Source organism: Pseudomonas sp. JZ134, assembly GCF_051027695.1.
GTDB lineage: Bacteria > Pseudomonadota > Gammaproteobacteria > Pseudomonadales > Pseudomonadaceae > Chryseomonas > Chryseomonas luteola.
Window position 1 is genome coordinate 527,704 of record NZ_CP069250.1, and the last position, 19,080, is coordinate 546,783.

The following is a 19,080-nucleotide window of genomic DNA, read 5'->3' on the forward strand; positions in this document are numbered from 1 at the left end:
AAACGGTTTCGTCATGATCATCGAATAATGCGGGCAGACAATATACAAGTCACGTATTTTCTTATACATCGTAGGGGTATTGTCGCTACCACCAGTGCTTTCCAGAATGTCAAAGCAGGCTTAGGTGCAACCCGGCCTTTGCGGCTCGTCTGGCTCAGCATAAAAGCGGCAAATCAACATAACGCAAGAGTGAGCAAGCTATTTTGTACTGGCAGGCTTGAAGCCTTGATGTAGACAGGTTCTAACGAGATGAGGCGGCGTCTTCCGGCGGTCAAGAGACAGACGGTTGCGCCTTTGTCGGTTTCCTAGGTTGCACCTGGTTGCACCATGCAGAGCTAGCCTCTATGCTTGCCGCCACCGTGTAGCACTTCCAATTAAAAAAGGCTGTTCAATGGCAACTACTACTACGCTAGGCGTGAAACTCGACGAAGCCACCCGTGAACGTTTGAAAGAGGCCGCTCGCCTTATCGACCGTACACCCCATTGGTTGATCAAACAGGCAATCTACACGTACCTGGAAACATTGGAAAAAGGTGTAAGTGTCGACGAGTTGCAGAATATTGCGGCACGACTGGGCGAAGGTGACAACGAAGTAGTAGAAGCCCTGGCTGATCCGGTCTATCAGCCATTCCTTGAATTTGCCGAAAGCATTCTGCCGCAGTCTGCACTGCGCTCTGCCGTGACGGCCGCCTATCGCCGTCCGGAAGAAGAGATGGTGCCCATGCTGCTTGAGCAGGCGCGTCTCCCCGCAACTACTGCCGATGCCGCGTACAAGCTGGCCTACAGCATCGCTGAAAAGCTACGTAACCAGAAGGGCGCTGGTGGCCGCTCCGGCATGGTCCAGAGCCTGCTGCGCGAATTCTCTCTGTCTTCCCAGGAAGGCGTGGCGCTGATGTGTCTGGCCGAAGCGCTGCTGCGTATCCCGGACAAGGGCACCCGTGATGCCCTGATCCGCGACAAGATCAGCAAGGGCAACTGGCAGCCACACCTGGGCAACAGCCCGTCACTATTCGTCAACGCAGCGACCTGGGGTCTGCTGCTGACGGGCAAGCTGGTCTCCACCCACAACGAGGCGGGTCTTTCCAGCTCGCTCAATCGCCTCATCGGCAAGAGCGGCGAGCCGGTCATCCGCAAGGGTGTGGACATGGCGATGCGCCTGATGGGCGAGCAGTTCGTCACCGGCGAAACCATTGCCGAAGCCCTGGCCAATGCCAGCGCGCTTGAAGCCAAGGGCTTCCGCTACTCCTACGACATGCTGGGTGAAGCGGCCCTGACCGAGGAGGATGCCCAGCGTTATCTGGCGTCCTACGAGCAGGCCATTCACTCCATCGGCAAAGCCTCCCATGGCCGTGGCATCTATGAGGGCCCGGGCATCTCCATCAAGCTGTCCGCCCTGCATCCGCGCTACAGCCGTGCGCAGTACGAGCGCGTCATGGACGAGCTGTACCCGCGCCTGCTGAATCTGACCCTGCTGGCTAAGCAGTACGACATCGGTATCAACATCGATGCCGAAGAAGCCGATCGCCTGGAAATTTCCCTCGATCTGCTGGAGCGCCTGTGTTTCGAGTCCAGCCTGGCTGGCTGGAACGGGATTGGTTTTGTCATCCAGGCCTACCAGAAGCGTTGTCCGTTCGTGATCGATTATGTGATCGATCTGGCGCGCCGCAGCCGTCACCGTCTGATGATCCGTCTGGTGAAGGGCGCGTACTGGGACAGCGAGATCAAGCGTGCCCAGGTTGAAGGTCTGGAAGGTTATCCGGTTTACACCCGCAAGGTGTATACCGATGTGTCCTACATGGCGTGTGCGCGTAAGCTGCTGGCCGTGCCGGAAGCGATCTACCCGCAGTTTGCTACCCACAATGCCCACACCCTGGCGGCGATCTACCAGATAGCAGGTCAGAACTACTATCCTGGTCAGTACGAGTTCCAGTGCCTGCACGGCATGGGCGAGCCGCTATACGAACAGGTCGTCGGCAAGGTGGCCGATGGCAAGCTGAACCGCCCGTGCCGTATCTATGCACCGGTGGGAACGCATGAAACCCTGCTGGCGTACCTCGTGCGTCGCCTGCTGGAAAACGGCGCGAACACCTCGTTCGTCAACCGTATTGCCGACCACTCCATCTCCCTGAAAGAGCTGGTGGCCGATCCGGTCGTGACGATCGAGCAGATCGCAGCACAAGAGGGCAAATTAGGCCTGCCACATCCACGCATTCCGCTGCCCAGCCAGCTGTATGGCGAAGGCCGCTTGAATTCCAGCGGTATTGACTTGGCCAATGAGCATCGACTGGGCTCGTTGTCAGGTGCGTTGTTACATAGTAACAACACCGAATGGCGTGCAGCGCCCATGCTGGGCTGCCCGGCTGAAGTAGGCATTCCCCAGGCCATCCAGAATCCGGCCGATCACCGTGATGTGGTGGGTTATGTGCAGAACGCCAGCGTCCAGGACGTGGACAATGCGCTGAACAGTGCATTGACCGCTGCACCGATCTGGCAGTCCACGCCGCCGGACCAGCGTGCCGCCGTGCTTGAAACCGCGGCCAACCTGATGGAAGCGCAAATTCAGCCACTCATGGGCCTGCTGGTTCGTGAAGCCGGCAAGACCTTTGCCAACGCCATTGCCGAAGTGCGTGAGGCGGTTGACTTCCTGCGGTATTACGCCGCCCAGGTGCGTCGTGATTTCGCCAATGACACTCACCGTCCGCTGGGTCCGGTGGTCTGCATCAGCCCGTGGAACTTCCCGCTGGCGATCTTTACCGGTCAGGTCGCGGCTGCGCTGGCGGCGGGTAATACCGTTCTGGCCAAGCCTGCCGAGCAGACGCCACTGATCGCGGCTCAGGCCGTTCGCCTGCTGCTGGAAGCCGGTGTGCCGGAAGGCGTGGTGCAATTGCTGCCAGGCCAGGGCCATACCGTAGGTTCGGCACTGGTCAGCGATGAGCGTGTGAAAGGCGTGATGTTCACCGGTTCGACCGAAGTCGCCAACATTATTTCCCGTAACATTGCCGGTCGCCTGGATGCCCATGGCCGTCCGATTCCGCTGATCGCCGAAACCGGTGGCCAGAACGCAATGATCGTGGATTCCTCGGCACTGGCCGAGCAGGTGGTAACCGACGTCGTGGCATCAGCGTTCGACAGCGCCGGTCAGCGCTGCTCCGCCTTGCGCGTCCTGTGTGTGCAGGAAGACGTGGCGGATCGCATTCTTGAAATGCTCAAGGGCGCGATGGCTGAATGCCGCATCGGCAATCCGGATAACCTGCCGGTAGACATCGGCCCGGTGATCGATGCCGAAGCCAAGGCCAACATCGACAAGCACATCCAGGGCATGCGCGCCAAAGGCCGTACGGTTTATCAGATTGCACGCAACAACGATGGCGCGACCCATCGCGGCACCTTTGTAATGCCAACGCTGATCGAGCTGGAAAGCTTGGACGAGCTGGAGCGTGAAATCTTCGGTCCGGTGCTGCACGTGGTGCGTTATGCCCGTCAGGACCTGAACCGCCTGATGGATCAGATCAACGCTACGGGTTATGGTCTGACGCTGGGTGTGCATACCCGCATCGACGAAACCATTGCCCAGGTTGTGGAAAAGGCCCAGGCGGGCAACCTCTACGTCAACCGCAACATGGTAGGCGCAGTGGTCGGCGTGCAGCCTTTCGGTGGCGAAGGCTTGTCCGGTACAGGTCCGAAGGCCGGTGGTCCGGTGTACCTGTACCGCCTCCTGTCTACCCGTCCGGTAGACGGAGTGGCCCAGGCATTTGCCCGTGACGATCAGGAAAGTCCATCTGACCTGACCCTGCGTACCCAAATGGAACAGCGTCAGGGCAAGCCGCTCGAAGCATTGCAGAAGTGGGCAAGCGAGCAGAACAACACCGATTTGGCCGAGCTGTGCCAGGCATTCGCCAGGCAGACCGTCAGCGGTGTGACTCGCCTGCTGGCCGGTCCGACGGGTGAGCGCAACACCTACAGCCTGCTGCCACGTGAGCGGGTGCTCTGTCTGGCGGATGACGAGACGGATCTGATGGCCCAGCTGGCAGCGGTACTGGCAGTCGGCAGCACCGCGCTGTGGGTGCAGAACGATCTGTCCCATGCGTTGCGTGGTCGTTTGCCCAAGGCTGTTCAGGCTCGTATCCAGACGACATCCGACTGGACCAAGGACGAGGAACACTTCGATGCCATCCTGCATCACGGTGACTCCGATCAGCTGCGTCAGGTCTGCCAGCAGGCAGCCCAGCGTAGCGGTCCGATCGTGGGCGTTCAGGGATTGTCCCAGGGCGAAACCGCGATTCCGCTGGAGCGTCTGCTTATCGAACGCGCGGTAAGCGTCAACACCGCAGCAGCCGGCGGTAACGCCAGCCTGATGACCATCAGCTGAGTGCTCCGCTCATGAAAAGGCCCGGTTGATCCGGGCCTTTTCGTTTCTGCAGGGTTTATCGATACAGGATGCCCTCCGCCTCCATTGTGACCCGTGTTCCGGCGCGACCCTGTGTGATGGCTTCGATATCCGACAGCGAGCCGATGACAGCCGTCTTTCCGGTCTTACGGGCAAACTCGCAGGCCGCCTGGACCTTGGGTCCCATGGAGCCTGCCGCAAACCCGAGCGCTTCCAAGGCCTCGGGGTGGGCTTGGGCAATCGCTTTCTGGTCGGGCTTGCCCCATTCGATATAGGCTGCGTCCACGTCAGTGGCAATCACTAGCAGGTCCGCGTCCAGCTCCTGCGCCAGCAGGGATGAGCAGAGATCCTTGTCGATGACCGCCTCGATACCTTTCAGGCGTCCGTGGTGGTCATAGCAGGTGGGAATCCCGCCGCCGCCTGCGCAGATGACAATGGTGCCTTTTTCCAGGAGCCACTTAATCGGGCGAATCTCGAAAATGCGTTTGGGTTGGGGGCTGGCTACCACGCGGCGGAATTTGTCGCCATCTGCGGCAATGGCCCAACCCTTTTCCGCCTTGAGCTGTTCGGCCTGCTCCCGACTATAGACCGGGCCGATAGGTTTGGTGGGGTGCTGAAACGCCGGATCGGCAGCATCTACCTCCACCTGGGTCAACAGCGTGGCGAACGGCACCTCATACGGAAGCAGGTTGCCCAGCTCCTGCTCGATCATGTAGCCAATGGAGCCTTCGGTCTGGGCGCCCAGCACATCCAAGGGGTAGGGGCTTACATCCGTATAGGCTGCACCCTGCAGGGCCAACAGCCCGACCTGGGGGCCATTGCCATGAGCAATGACCAGCTCGTTGCCGTCCACGATCTTAGCCAGTTGCCCGGTGGCGATCCTGACGTTCTCCCGCTGGTTCTCAGCGGTAAGGGGGTCGCCTCGACGAAGCAGGGCATTACCCCCCAGAGCGACGACGATACGCATGGTACGACTCCTTACAGGTCAGCGAGAGTAGCGACCAGAACGGCCTTGATGGTATGCATCCGGTTTTCCGCCTGTTCGAACACAATGGAGGCGGGTGACTCGAATACGTCATCGGTCACTTCGATACCATTGGCAAGGTGCGGGTATTTTTCGGCAATCTGCTTGCCAACCTTGGTTTCAGCATTATGGAACGCAGGCAGGCAATGCATGAACTTGGTCCGTGGACTGCCGGTCGCCTTCATCAGCTCGCTGTTGACCTGGTAAGGCAGGAGCAGCTGAATGCGCTCACCCCAGGCTTCCACGGGTTCGCCCATGGACACCCAGACATCGGTATGCACAAAGTCGACGCCCTGAACCGCTTCCCTGGGGTCTTCAGTTAATGTAACGCGTGCGCCAGTCTCCTCGGCGATGGCCTTGCACTCCTTGATCCAGTCTTCGTGTGGCCACAACGCCTTTGGCGCGCCGATGCGTACGTCCATGCCCAGCTTGCAGCCAATCAGTAGCAGTGAGTTGCCCATGTTGTTGCGTGCATCGCCCAGGTAGGCGTAGCTGATGTCATGCAGCGGTTTGTCGCTGTTTTCCTGCATGGTCAGCACGTCGGCCAGCATCTGGGTGGGGTGGTACTCATCGGTCAGGCCGTTGTACACCGGCACGCCTGCGTATTTGGCCAGCTCTTCCACCGTCTCCTGGCTGAAGCCGCGGTACTCAATGGCGTCATACATGCGGCCAAGCACTCGGGCGGTGTCCTTCATGGTCTCCTTGTGGCCGATCTGGGAGGAGGTCGGGTCGATGTAGGTGACGTGCGCGCCCTGGTCATGGGCGGCTACTTCGAAGGCGCAGCGGGTGCGGGTCGAGGTCTTTTCGAAGATAAGGGCAATGTTGTTGCCCTTGAGGTGCTGCTGCTCGTTGCCGGTGTACTTGGCGCGCTTGAGGTCGCGGGCGAGGTCCAGCAGGTAGCGGATCTCCCGCGGAGTATGGTGGGCCAGGCTGAGCAGGTTGCGGTTGCGAATGTTGAAAGCCATGTGAGTTCTCCTGAGGTTCCGGTAGGGGCGGGTAGGACTAGTAATCGACAGGGTCACGTACGATCGGACAGGTCATGCAGTGGCCACCGCCCCGGCCCCGGCCAAGCTCACTGGCGCTGATAGTGATGACTTCAACCCCCGCCTTGCGTAGCTGGGTATTGGTGTAAGTATTGCGGTCATAGCCGACCACAACGCCGGGTTCCAGGGTGACCACGTTGTTGCCGTCATCCCATTGCTCGCGTTCAGCTTCGTAGCTGTCACCACCGGTCAGCACGACGCGCAACGCCTTGAGGCCCAGCGCTTCAGCCACGGTGTCGAGGAAGGGTTTGGGTTCGCGGCGGATGTCGATACCGCCCGGCTTGCTTTCATCCGGCCTCAGGCTGAACGGCACGATGGCATTAGCGACTTCCGGGTAGACAGTGACCAGATCGCGGTCGCAAAAGCTGAACACGGTATCCAGGTGCATGGCCGCACGGGATTTGGGTAGGCCGGCCACGATGATCCGCTCCACTGCGCCCGCCTTGAACAGGTTTTGCGCCAGTTGGCCAATGGCTTGCCGTGAGGTGCGCTCGCCCATGCCGATCAGCAATATGCCTTTGCCAATAGGCATGACGTCGCCGCCTTCCAGGGTGGCAAGGCCGTGGTCCACATCCGGGTCTCCATACCAGATGTCGAAGTGCTGATCGGCGAATTCCGGGGCGAACTTGTAGATGGCCGCTGTCAGCAGTGTTTCCTGGCGACGGGCTGGCCAGAACATCGGATTCAGCGTGACGCCGCCGTAGATCCAGCAGGTGGTATCACGGGTGAACTGGGTGTTGGGCAGGGGTGGTAATACAAAACTGGAGTGGCCCAGGTAATCCCGGAACATCTTGACCATCTCACTGCCGCTGGTGTCGGGAAGGTCCGAGCCGGACACGCCACCAATCAGGAACTCAGCCAAATGGCGGGGCTCTTGGCTTTCGAGCCAGGCGCGGGTTTCGTTGACCAAGCCTATGCCGACCTGATTGGGTACGATCTTGCGGTCCAGAATCCATTTCAGCGCTTCGGGATTCTTCACGGTCTCGGTGAGCAGGTTGTGCATCTCCAGCACTTCCACCCCGCGCTCACGCATCTTGGTGACAAAGTCGAAGTGATCGCGCTTGGCCTGATTTACCCAGATCACATCGTCGAACAGCAGGTCGTCACAATTGCTGGGGGTCAGGCGCTGATGGGCCAGTCCGGGCGAGCAGACCAGTACTTTGCGCAGTTTGCCGACTTCCGAATGCACGCCGAGCGGGGTCGAGTTAACGGTCATGTCTGTTCTCCTTGTCACAGGGTCAGGAAGCCGGCGTACAGACCGTAGGCTGCTATGGCAGCGCCCAGCACGACGGCGGCGAAGATCAGTTTTTCAACAGCGGTGAAAACGGGCTGGCCCAGCTCGTGTTTGGCTTTGGCGAACAGGATTGCGCCAGGGGCATAGAGCAGGGCGGAAAGCAGCAGGTATTTCATGCCGCCGGCATAGAGCAGCCAGGCGCTGTAGAGGGTGGCAATGACGGCAATGATCAGATCCTTGCTGCGTTCACGGGAGGCAGCCTCGTAGGACTCGCCTCGTACGCCGATCAGCAGGGCATAGGCCGCCGACCAGAAGTACGGCACCAGAATCATGGAAGTGGCCAAGTACAGCAGGCTGGTGTAAGTGCTGGCGGCAAACAGGGTGATCACCAGGAACAGCTGAATCAGCCCATTGGACAGCCACAGTGCATTGCTGGGCGCATGGTTGGCGTTCTCCTTGCGCAGGAAACGCGGCATGGTGTTGTCGCGGGCGGCGGCATAGAGAATCTCGGCGCAGAGCAATGTCCAGGAGAGCAAGGCCCCGGCCAACGAGATCACCAGCCCTACGCTGATCAATACCGCACCCCAATGACCGACGATATGCTCCAGTACGCCTGCCATGGAGGGGTTCTTGAGTCCGGCCAGTTCCGGTTGGTTCATGACGCCCAGCGACAGGACGTTGACCAGCACGAGCAGCAGCAGCGTGCCAAGAAAGCCGATCACGGTCGCCTTGCCCACATCACGGCGTTTCTCGGCACGTGCGGAATACACGCTGGCGCCTTCGATCCCGATGAAGACCCACACAGTCACCAGCATCATGTTGCGCACCTGGTTCATGACGCTGCCTGAATCCGGTGTGCCCCAGAAATCAGCCGTGAAGATATCCAGGCGGAACGCTACGCCCGCAAGCACGATGAACATTACCAGCGGAACGATCTTGGCGATCGTGGTAACGAGGTTGATGAAGGCGGCTTCATGTACGCCGCGCAGGACCAGGAAATGTACACCCCACAGGACGGCCGAGGCACACAGGATGGCCAGCGGCGTGTTGCCCTCGCCAAACGCCGGAACGAAAAGGCCCAGCGTACTGAACAGGAGCACGAAGTAACTGACATTGCCGAGCCAGGCGCTAATCCAGTAACCCCAGGCGGAGGAGAAGCCCATGTAGTCACCGAACCCTGCCTTGGCGTAGGCGTAGACACCGGCATCCAGTTCGGGCTTGCGGTTGGCGAGGGTCTGGAAAACGAAGGCCAGGGTCAGCATGCCGACAGCGGTAATGGCCCAGCCGATCAGTACGGCGCCCGCGCCGGCACTTTGGGCCATGTTTTGCGGCAGTGAAAAAATGCCGCCCCCGATCATCGATCCCACGACGAGGGCAGTCAGCGCGCCCAGCCTTAACTTTTGTGTTTGTGCTGTGGTCATGACGGCATTTCCTTACGGGTTTGAGCCTATTAGGAACCTGCAGGAAAAATGGCTAATGACCTGGATCAAGGAGACGAACGATTGTTTGAACACGCGCTATTGGAGATCAATGCCTCAATAGATCGTTGTGGATTGACCTGAAGCAATGAAGTGCTCTGCGGCGCATATTTTGGCCGTGCAGATCCATTACGCTAGCCAGAAGACCGCCAAACGGTCTGATGTGAACGCAATCTGCCAAGCGGCGGGAGGAGTGAAAATCATGTACGAGCCGGGTCGTCTTGACGTGCAGCGGCTGGGTAACCCGCAACAGCCAGCCTTTCGCCTGAGCCTGACCTATGAGGTGACGCCTCCGTCGCGCGAACAGGTCGTAAGGTTCGACCTCAACGGTACAGTAGGTGAGCAGACCGTCCGCGAAACGTTCGAGTTGCGCCGCGATGTGGCCTGCAATTTTCTGTCAGTGATCAGCCGCCGCCTGCGGGGCTATGGACTGGCGCCGCGTACGGCCTGCGTCTTTTCCTGGCATCACGACTACGATCCGTTGTTCGACGATCTGCGTCAGCGCCTGCAGCTCAAGCCGGGCGACCCGGTGGACCTGGAGTGGTTTTTGAGCCGGGGATGATGGGTGGCGCTATCATTCATACGATAGGCGTATCGATCCGCTCGCGTATCCAGGCGACGAACTTTCGGATCTTGGGGACTTCCGCTGCATGCTCGGGATAGCCGAGATAATACGTATGTGGGCTGGTCATGCTGTGCGGCCAGGCAATGACCAGCTTACCCTCGGCCAGCTCCTCGTCGATCAGAAAGCGTGGCACCAGGGCGACACCGCAGCCTACCTGCGCCGCGCGGATGCACATGGTAAAGGTGTCGAAGCGCGGCCCGTGGTAGCTGTGTTCAGTGTGAAGGCCCTGGCTCTGGAACCATTCGTGCCACGCCTCGGGGCGAGCTGCATTCTGGAGCAAAATGTAATCGGCCAGCTGCGTCGGATCGCTCAGGTGCCCTTCGGGCCAGAGACCAGGTGCGCAGACCGGCACCATGTCCTCAGTCATCAACGGAATACATTCAGCACCGGGCCAGCGTCCCTGGCCGGCGAACAGTGCCACGTCACAGGCCGGCTCGTTGACATCCATATTCTTGACTTCATGACGCACGTCCAGGTGGATCATCGGATGCTGTAGCCGCCAGCCCTTGAGGCGTGGGATTAGCCAGCGCTCGCCAAAGGTCGGAGGCGTTGCTACACGCAGCACCTCGGTTTCACCTCCATAGGAGCGCATGTAATGGGTCGACATCTCGATCTGCGTGAGAATCTTGCTGACTTCAGACAGGTACAGCGAGCCGGCTGGAGTCATCTGCAACCGCTGGCGTACGCGTCGAAAAAGCGGATGGCCCAGCTGTTCTTCGAGCTGAGCCACCTGCTTGCTCACCGCGCTCTGGGTCAGGCTTAGCTCCTCGGCGGCACGGGTAAAGCTCAGGTGCCGTGCCACGGCCTCGAAACATTGCATGGCGGTGATCGAGGGTATGTGGCGACGGGACATGACAGCTCCAACCTGAGTCGGCGCGCAGGTTTAAGGCTGCGTGCAGAACGTTCATGAAAAAAAGGAATGATAAACCGAGCAAAGGTCGTTTGTTGAGCAGCCGCTTCCCGGCTAATACTGAACCCATAATGACTTAAGGAGCCAGCCATGATTGATGCATTGCTCAGCCGTCTCGGCGTTGACCCAAGCCTTTACCAGAACGGCAACCATGCCGTGTTCACACCTATCGACGGCAGCCAGCTTGGCGCTGTCACGCTGGAAAGCGCCGCCGAGGTGGAGCAAAAGATCACCCGGGCCGACAAGGCTTTCCAGGCCTGGCGCGCCGTACCGGCGCCACGTCGTGGTGAGCTGGTCCGCCTGCTGGGCGAAGAGCTGCGCAAGCACAAGGCCGACCTGGGCGAGCTGGTGTCCTGGGAAGCGGGCAAGATCACTCAGGAGGGGCTGGGTGAAGTACAGGAAATGATCGATATCTGCGACTTCGCCGTCGGCCTGTCCCGCCAGCTGTATGGTCTGACGATCGCCTCTGAGCGTCCCGGTCACCACATGCGTGAAACTTGGCACCCGCTGGGCGTCGTGGGCGTGATCAGTGCGTTCAATTTTCCGGTGGCGGTCTGGTCATGGAACACCGCCCTGGCCATCGTCTGCGGTAACTCCGTGGTATGGAAGCCTTCGGAAAAAACGCCGCTGACGGCATTGGCCTGTCAGGCGCTGTTTGAACGCGCCGTCAAAGCCTTTGGCGATGCACCGGACTACCTGAGCCAGGTCATCGTAGGGGACCGAGCCAGCGGTGAAGCGCTGGTGGATGATCCACGCGTGGCCTTGGTCAGCGCCACCGGCAGCACCCGTATGGGCCGTGAAGTGGGGCCGCGTGTAGCGGCTCGCTTTGGCCGTTCGCTGCTGGAGCTGGGCGGCAACAATGCCATGATCGTTGGGCCCAGTGCCGATCTGGACATGGCAGTTCGCGCCATCCTGTTCAGCGCTGTGGGTACGGCCGGTCAACGGTGCACCACACTGCGCCGCCTGATTGCCCATGAGTCGATCAAAAATGAGCTGGTGACTCGCTTGAAATCTGCTTATGCCAAGGTACGCATTGGCCATCCGCTAGAGGGTAACTTGGTCGGCCCGCTGATCGATGCACAGAGCTTTCAGGCCATGCAGGGCATCCTGGAGCAGGCCAAGGGTGAGGGCGGTGTGGTCTTTGGTGGCGAGCGTCAGTTGGCGGATCAGTACCCGAACGGTTATTACGTCTCTCCGGCTATCGTCGAGATGCCCGAGCAGAGTGAGTCGGTTCAGACTGAAACCTTTGCACCGATCCTGTACGTGATGACTTACCGTGAATTCAACGAGGCCATCGCCATGAATAATGCGGTGCCACAAGGCTTGTCGTCCTGCATCTTCACGACGGACATTCGCGAGGCCGAGTCTTTCCTGTCTGCGGTGGGCAGTGATTGCGGCATCGCCAACGTGAATATCGGCCCGAGCGGCGCCGAGATTGGAGGGGCCTTTGGCGGAGAGAAGGAAACCGGCGGCGGCCGCGAGTCCGGCTCCGATGCCTGGAAGAGCTACATGCGTCGCCAGACCAACACGGTGAACTACTCCCGCGAGCTGCCATTGGCGCAAGGGATCGTGTTTGATTGAGGTGGGATTTAAGTGATGGGTATCGCTGCGCTCAATCTACCCTACCGGGTAGTTTTGTAGGGTGTTGATGCGGGACTGCCGGTACGGTCTCGTAGGATGGGTTGGGCCCTGACGATATCTATCGAAACCCTCACCCTCAAGGTTAACGGTTCATATCGTCATTGTGTGAAGGAATACCTATGCCGCTCCGCCAGCAATGTCTGTGGGAAACCCTGTCACCTAATACCCTCAATGCACCACCCTTGAAAGGCGAATCCAGGGCTGATGTCTGCATCATCGGTGCAGGCATTACGGGGCTTTCGGCGGCCCTGCATCTGGCGGAGCAGGGCAGGCGTGTGGTGGTGGTGGAAGCCTATGAAGTGGGGCATGGCGGTTCCGGCCGTAACGTCGGGCTGGTCAATGCCGGTATGTGGATTCCGCCGGACGAGGCGGTCGCTACGCTTGGGCCCGCGGTAGGGGAAAAGCTGCTCAAGGTCATGGGGAACGCACCCTATGAGGTCTTCTCCCTGATCGAGCGCCACGGCATCGATTGCCAGGCGCAGCACCGGGGCACACTGCACATGGCGCATAACGGCAAGGGCCTTGCTGACCTGCAACGCCGCGCCGAGCAGTGGCAACGGCGAGGCGCACCGGTTGAATTGCTGACCGGTACTGCCTGCATCGAGGCCTGTGGCACCGCCCATGTCTCCGGCGCGCTGCTGGATCGCCGTGCCGGCACGATCAACCCGATGGGCTACAGCCTTGGGCTGGCCCGCGCGGCATTAGCGCAGGGCGTTCAGCTCCATCAGCAGTCACCGGTTACTCGCCTTGAGCGTCAGGGCTCACAGTGGTGCGTCGTGACGAGGCAGGGGGCCGTGCTGGCCGAGCAGGTGCTTATCGCTTCCAACGCCTATACCGAAGGCGAGTGGACTACCCTGCGCAATCAATTCTTTCCGGGGTATTACTATCAGGTCGCCTCCAGGCCGCTGGGGCCTGAAGCCGATTTTATCCTGCCCGGCGCGCAGGGCTCCTGGGATACCCGCACGGTGCTCAGCAGTATCCGGCGCGATGCAGCGGGACGCTTGCTGCTAGGCAGCCTGGGCAATATGGCGAGCCGTCCGGGCTGGTTCATCGAGGCCTGGGCTGATCGCATTCAGCAGCATTATTTCCCTGCGCTTGGAAAGGTCGAGTGGGAATGCACCTGGACAGGATGCATCGCGTTTACGCCTGATCATCTGATGCGCCTGTTCGAACCGGCACCCGGTTTGCTCGCCATGACCGGTTATAACGGGCGCGGTGTAACGACCGGTACCGTTGTAGGCAAGGCCTTTGCCCATTACTTGTGCAGCGGTGACAGCGAAGTGCTACCGATGCCCTTTGTCCCCTGGGATCACAACCCGGTAGGGCAATGGCGAAGCCCGCTCTACGAAGCAGGTTTTAGTCTTTACCACGCGGGGCAGTGTTTGCGAATTGTGGTGTAACTCGTAGTGTTACTTATTGGTGCAAGAGGTGAGGATGACAAGATCAGGACAGTGCATCTAGGCCGTTTCGCTGTCCTGAACGATGTTTCGTGAGTGACCTTACACATAGGCAAGCGCTGCTTTAGTCGCAGGCTGGCGGAGCATTTCGCCGATTTCTTGCAAAATCCTCTGATTTTTCACAAAAATCTATGATTTTGAAGATTTTTAACGATATCAGAGCGCTGGCATGTGGATTGCTGTCTGGAGAGGGCCAACATAACCCTCTGGAGCAAACCTCCCATGTCGACGATTTACAGAAAAGGCATTCTGGCTCTCGCAATTGGCTCAGCTCTTTCGTTTTCCGCTTTGGCTCAGGCCGATATCATCATCGGTGTTGCAGGTCCCTTTACTGGCGCTAACGCCGCTTACGGAGAGCAGTTCTGGAAAGGTGCAACACTGGCGGCTGAGGACATTAACGCCACGGGTGGTATCAATGGTGAAAAGATCAAACTGGTACAGGGCGACGATGCCTGTGAGCCCAAACAAGCGGTAGCGGTGGCTAACCGTTTGGTCGATTCCGAGGGAGTCAAGGCGGTGATCGGCCACTTCTGCTCCTCCAATACGTTGCCAGCGTCAGAGATTTACGATGAGGCAGGAATAATCTCCATCACGCCTGGATCAACCAATCCACAGATCACCGAGCGCGGTCTGGCAGGCGTATTCCGTATGTGTGGCCGTGATGACCAGCAGGGAGTCGTGGCAGCCAACTACATTGTGGATACGCTAAAGGCAAAAAAAGTGGCCGTTATCCATGACAAGGATGCTTATGGCCAGGGCCTGGCAGATGCCATGAAAGCTCAGCTGGCCAAGCGCGGCGTGAAGGAAGTGCTTTATGAAGGCCTGACGCGCGGTGAGAAGGACTTCAACTCCCTGGTAACCAAGATTCGCTCCTCTGGGGCCGAGGTCGTCTACTTTGGCGGTCTGCACCCCGAAGCCGGCCCGCTGGTCCGCCAGATGCGAGAGCAGGGCGTAAACGCCAAATTTGTTTCAGGTGATGGCATCGTCTCGGCTGACATGGTAACGACCGCCGGTGGTCCGCAATATACCAAGGGGGTGTTGATGACCTTTGGTGCCGATCCGCTGAAAAGCCCGGCCGGTAAAAGCGTAGTCGATAAGCTGCGCGCCTCGGGTTATGAGCCGGAAGGCTACACGCTGTATTCCTATGCCTCTTTGCAAGCCGTGGCGGCTGCCTTCAAGGGCGCCGGCAGCACGGATGGCGAAGCCGCCTCCGAATGGCTCAAGAGCCATACCGTTCCTACCGTTCTGGGTGAAAAGTCCTGGGATGGCAAGGGCGACCTCAAAGTCTCCGACTACGTAATGTACGAGTGGGACGATAAAGGCAAATACAACCAGTTGCCCTGATTCCCTTTCTGCGTTCATGCGTCTTTCACCTCCGGCTGACCAAGCCGGAGGTGATGTCCTGGCGCGTCTTTACTCAACCGCTTGCGCGAGAATGACATCGTGGACGGTATCTTCCTGCAACAACTCATCAACGGCCTGACCCTGGGCTCGGTATACGGGCTGATCGCCATCGGTTACACGATGGTGTACGGCATCATTGGCATGATCAACTTCGCTCACGGCGATGTGTACATGGTGTCTGCCTATCTGGCAGCCATCGGTATTGCCCTGTTGAGCTTTTTCGGCCTGCATTCCTTTCCTGTGCTGATCCTGGGCACGCTTATCTTCTGTGTAGTGGTGACCAGCCTTTATGGTTGGGCAATCGAACGAATCGCCTACAAACCGCTGCGTAACTCCACCCGCCTTGCGCCGCTGATCTCGGCCATCGGCATGTCGCTGATCTTGCAAAACTATGTGCAGCTGGCCCAAGGGGCTCGCCAACAAGGGGTACCAACGCTGCTCGATGGGGCGCTGCGCCTGCATATTGGTGAAGGCTTCGTCATCATCACTTACACCAAGATCTTCATCATCGTCGCGTCCATTGTGGGCATGGGCCTTTTGACCTATGTGATCCAGAAGACCACATTGGGCCGCATGTGTCGCGCGACCCAGCAGGATCGCAAGATGGCGCAGATTCTGGGCATCAACACCGACCGGGTGATCTCGTACGTGTTCATCATCGGTGCTGCGATGGCGGCGTTGGCCGGTGTACTGATTACCATGAACTACGGCACGTTCGACTTCTATGCCGGCTTCATTATTGGTATCAAGGCGTTTACTGCGGCAGTGTTAGGCGGCATCGGCTCGTTGCCGGGCGCCATGCTGGGCGGCATCATTCTGGGCGTGTCGGAGGCGCAATTCGCGGGTCTTGTGAACAGCGACTACAAGGATGTCTTCAGCTTCTCACTGCTGGTGCTGATTCTGATCTTCCGGCCCCAGGGGCTGCTTGGAAAGCCGCACGTGGTAAAGGTGTGATGTTATGACCCAGACTTCTTCCTTCGATTTCAAGGTCATCCTGCGTGATACCTTCATGGTCGGGCTGGTCTCGCTCATCCTGTTCGGGCCCATCGTAGGTATTGTGCTCGACGGTTATGGATTCAATCTGGAGCCTCAGCGCGTCGGCATCATGGTGGCGGTGGTGATGGCGGGGCGTTTTCTGCTCAGCCTGTTCGGCCAGACGTCCAGGGGACGTACCTGGATCGAGTCGTTCAAGCGCAACGACGGAGGCGTGCATGTGCTGCCGCCCGGACACAAGTCGAATCTGCGGTACATCCTGCCTATCGTGATTCTGGTCGCGCTGATCTTTCCCTTCCTGGCCACCAAGTACTGGCTGACCGTGGTCATCCTATGCATGATCTACGTGCTGCTTGGCCTGGGGCTGAACATCGTGGTCGGGCTCGCCGGTCTTCTGGACCTGGGCTATGTCGGTTTTTATGCCATCGGTGCCTATGGGCTGGCGCTGGGTTACCAATACCTGGGGTTGGGCTTCTGGACGATGATTCCCCTTGCTGCAGTCATGGCTGCGGTGGCCGGGGCAATTCTTGGCTTTCCGGTGCTCAGGATGCACGGCGACTACCTCGCCATCGTGACCCTGGGCTTTGGTGAAATCATCCGTCTGGTGCTCAACAACTGGCTGGAGTTCACCAACGGCCCTAATGGAATTTCGGCACCGTCGCCGACATTCTTTGGTATTGAGTTCGGTCGGCGGGCCAAGGAAGGTGGCGTGCCTCTCCATGAGCTGCTGGGCATCTCCTACAACCCCAACGCCACGATGATTTTCATCTACAGCGTGCTGTTTCTCATCGTGCTACTGGTGCTTTACATCAAGCATCGTCTTACCCGCATGCCCATTGGCCGCGCCTGGGAAGCGCTGCGCGAGGACGAAATCGCCTGCCGCGCCATGGGCCTTAACCATGTTCTGGTCAAGCTTTCCGCCTTCATGATCGGTGCGTCCACGGCCGGGATTGCTGGGGTGTTTTTCGCTACCTACCAAGGGTTTATCAATCCGGCGTCATTCAACTTTTTCGAGTCCGTTCTGGTGCTGGCCATTGTGGTGCTCGGCGGGCTTGGCTCGACCGTCGGGGTGGTCATTTCGGCCTTTGTCATGACGCTGCTGTTCGAGGTGCTGCGTGAGTTCGGCGACATCCGCATGCTCGTGTTTGGTGTGTTGATGGTCGTGATGATGATGTGGCGCCCACGCGGGTTGATCCGCATCAGCCGCAGTGGATTCGCGATTCGCAAGGGAGTAGCGCCATGAGCGACAACATTCTTACCGTTGACGGATTGGGCATGCGTTTCGGCGGGATCAAGGCGCTTTCCGATGTGGCCTTCAGCATTCGCCGCCATTCCATTACTGCCCTAATCGGTCCCAACGGGGCGGGCAAAACTACAGTCTTCAACTGCCTGACCGGATTCTACAAGGCCACCGATGGCCGTATCGTGTTAAGCAACGCTGACGGGCGCGAAACGGACGTGGGCAGAATCATGGGGGAGCCGTTTCAGCCCACCGATTTCGTCAACCCTGCCCAGTTCGGCAGTCGCCTCTGGTACAAGATGTTTGGCGGGACGCACCTGGTGAACCGTGCCGGCCTTGCACGGACGTTCCAGAATATTCGCCTGTTCAAGGAAATGTCCGTGGTCGAGAATCTGCTGGTAGCCCAGCACATGTGGATCAACCGCAACCTGCTGGCGGGCGTCTTCAATACGCCGGGTTTTCGTCGGGCAGAGGAAAAGGCACTCGATGTAGCCTTTTACTGGCTGGAGGTGGTGGGGCTGACCGAGTGCGCCAACCGCCTTGCTGGGGAAATGTCCTACGGTCAGCAGCGCCGTCTGGAGATCGCCCGCGCTATGTGCACCCGGCCGGAGCTGATCTGCCTGGACGAGCCCGCTGCCGGCCTCAACCCCGCAGAAACCGAGTCACTGTCAGCCATCATCAGGCACCTGCGTGACGAGCACAGGATCACTGTGCTCTTGATCGAGCACGACATGGGCATGGTCATGAGCATCTCCGACCATATCGTCGTGCTCGATCACGGTAACGTGATCGCCCAGGGTCTGCCGGACGAGATCAAGAACAATCCGAAGGTCATTGCCGCCTACCTGGGCGCGGATGAGGAGGAGGTGGCATGACTACACCCTTGCTGGAATTCAAAAACGTCGACGTATTTTATGGGCCGATCCAGGCGCTCAAGGGCGTCTCCCTGCACATCAATGAGGGCGAGACGGTCAGCCTGATCGGTGCCAACGGGGCGGGCAAATCCACCTTGCTCATGTCCATCTTTGGACAGCCGCGGGCGCGTAACGGACAGATCATCTACCGAGGCGAGGAAATTACCCAGAAAAGCGCCCATTTCGTTGCTTCCAACGGTATCGCGCAATCACCGGAAGGGCGACATGTCTTTCCTGACATGAGTGTGGAAGAGAACCTGCTGATGGGCACCATCCCCATCGGTACCAAGCATGTGGACGAGGACATGCAGCGTATGTTCGAGCTGTTTCCGCGCCTCAAGGAGCGGCGTAACCAGCGGGCCATGACCATGTCTGGGGGCGAGCAGCAGATGCTGGCCATCGCCCGGGCCCTCATGAGCCGACCCAAGCTCCTGCTGCTTGATGAACCAAGCCTGGGACTTGCGCCTATCGTGGTGAAGCAGATCTTCCAGATCCTGCGTGAGCTTGCGCAGTCCGGCATGACGATCTTTCTGGTCGAGCAGAATGCCAACCATGCGCTCCGGTTATCGAACCGGGCTTATGTCATGGTGACGGGAGAGATCCGCATGACGGGCAGCGGCCAGGAACTGCTGGCTGATCCTCAGGTGCGCGAAGCCTACCTGGGCGGCCATTAAGCCGCCGTTCAGCCTGCGTCAGGCTCCATGGTACTGACGCAGGCCGTTGCCGCGTG

General features: G+C 59.3%; 14 protein-coding genes. 9 read left to right on the plus strand and 5 right to left on the minus strand.

The features are described 5' to 3' along the window. Positions 1-391: 391 nt before the first annotated feature. Positions 392-4,369, plus strand: a complete 3,978-nt coding sequence (gene putA, locus JQR86_RS02340) for a trifunctional transcriptional regulator/proline dehydrogenase/L-glutamate gamma-semialdehyde dehydrogenase (RefSeq protein ID WP_404628242.1) — start codon at positions 392-394, stop codon at positions 4,367-4,369. Positions 4,370-4,424: 55 nt separating this feature from the next. Here the strand turns inward: putA and arcC are convergent, their stop codons facing one another. The 4 genes from arcC to arcD are packed head-to-tail and all read right to left on the minus strand — an operon-like array spanning position 4,425 to position 9,109. Next, a complete protein-coding gene (arcC, locus tag JQR86_RS02345; RefSeq protein WP_434154244.1) occupies positions 4,425-5,354 on the minus strand; it encodes a carbamate kinase in 930 nt (309 codons plus the stop codon). Positions 5,355-5,365: 11 nt separating this feature from the next. Beyond that, on the minus strand, positions 5,366-6,376 hold the full coding sequence (locus JQR86_RS02350; protein WP_010795902.1) for an ornithine carbamoyltransferase: 1,011 nt from the start codon (positions 6,374-6,376) through the stop codon (positions 5,366-5,368). Between the two features lie 37 nt (positions 6,377-6,413). Continuing rightward, positions 6,414-7,670, minus strand: a complete 1,257-nt coding sequence (gene arcA / locus JQR86_RS02355) for an arginine deiminase (protein ID WP_434154246.1) — start codon at positions 7,668-7,670, stop codon at positions 6,414-6,416. Between the two features lie 14 nt (positions 7,671-7,684). Further along, on the minus strand, positions 7,685-9,109 hold the full coding sequence (gene arcD / locus JQR86_RS02360) for an arginine-ornithine antiporter (protein WP_434154248.1): 1,425 nt from the start codon (positions 9,107-9,109) through the stop codon (positions 7,685-7,687). 259 nt (positions 9,110-9,368) lie between these two features. On the opposite strand from arcD, the gene JQR86_RS02365 reads away from it, so the two are divergent. Further along, complete coding sequence (locus tag JQR86_RS02365) at positions 9,369-9,728, plus strand: DUF5064 family protein (RefSeq protein ID WP_289927115.1); 360 nt, start codon at positions 9,369-9,371, stop codon at positions 9,726-9,728. 16 nt (positions 9,729-9,744) lie between these two features. Here JQR86_RS02365 and JQR86_RS02370 read toward each other — a convergent pair whose 3' ends face one another. Continuing rightward, the gene (locus JQR86_RS02370) at positions 9,745-10,644 is read right to left on the minus strand and encodes a LysR substrate-binding domain-containing protein (protein WP_286787742.1); all 900 of its coding nucleotides are present in this window, start codon (positions 10,642-10,644) and stop codon (positions 9,745-9,747) included. Positions 10,645-10,791: 147 nt separating this feature from the next. On the opposite strand from JQR86_RS02370, the gene amaB reads away from it, so the two are divergent. The 7 genes from amaB (at position 10,792) to JQR86_RS02405 (ending at position 19,024) form a co-directional block, all read left to right on the plus strand. After that, positions 10,792-12,282 carry an L-piperidine-6-carboxylate dehydrogenase gene (gene amaB / locus JQR86_RS02375; RefSeq protein ID WP_434154249.1) on the plus strand — a complete coding sequence of 497 codons (1,491 nt, stop codon included), beginning with the start codon at positions 10,792-10,794 and terminating at the stop codon, positions 12,280-12,282. A gap of 179 nt (positions 12,283-12,461) precedes the next feature. After that, positions 12,462-13,742 carry an L-pipecolate oxidase gene (amaA, locus tag JQR86_RS02380; RefSeq protein ID WP_434154250.1) on the plus strand — a complete coding sequence of 427 codons (1,281 nt, stop codon included), beginning with the start codon at positions 12,462-12,464 and terminating at the stop codon, positions 13,740-13,742. A gap of 279 nt (positions 13,743-14,021) precedes the next feature. Continuing rightward, positions 14,022-15,143 (plus strand): branched-chain amino acid ABC transporter substrate-binding protein, encoded by a 1,122-nt coding sequence (locus JQR86_RS02385; protein ID WP_010795895.1) that lies wholly within the window; start codon positions 14,022-14,024, stop codon positions 15,141-15,143. Positions 15,144-15,242: 99 nt separating this feature from the next. Beyond that, positions 15,243-16,157: an ABC transporter permease subunit gene (locus JQR86_RS02390; RefSeq protein WP_434154251.1), complete on the plus strand. Its 915-nt coding sequence runs from the start codon at positions 15,243-15,245 to the stop codon at positions 16,155-16,157. Positions 16,158-16,161: 4 nt separating this feature from the next. Next, complete coding sequence (gene livM / locus JQR86_RS02395) at positions 16,162-17,439, plus strand: high-affinity branched-chain amino acid ABC transporter permease LivM (protein WP_010795893.1); 1,278 nt, start codon at positions 16,162-16,164, stop codon at positions 17,437-17,439. Continuing rightward, a complete protein-coding gene (locus JQR86_RS02400) occupies positions 17,436-18,311 on the plus strand; it encodes an ATP-binding cassette domain-containing protein (RefSeq protein ID WP_434154252.1) in 876 nt (291 codons plus the stop codon). Before livM ends, JQR86_RS02400 begins: the two co-directional genes overlap by 4 nt. Further along, positions 18,308-19,024 (plus strand): ABC transporter ATP-binding protein, encoded by a 717-nt coding sequence (locus JQR86_RS02405; protein ID WP_074821881.1) that lies wholly within the window; start codon positions 18,308-18,310, stop codon positions 19,022-19,024. Before JQR86_RS02400 ends, JQR86_RS02405 begins: the two co-directional genes overlap by 4 nt. The last annotated feature ends 56 nt before the right edge of the window (positions 19,025-19,080 follow it).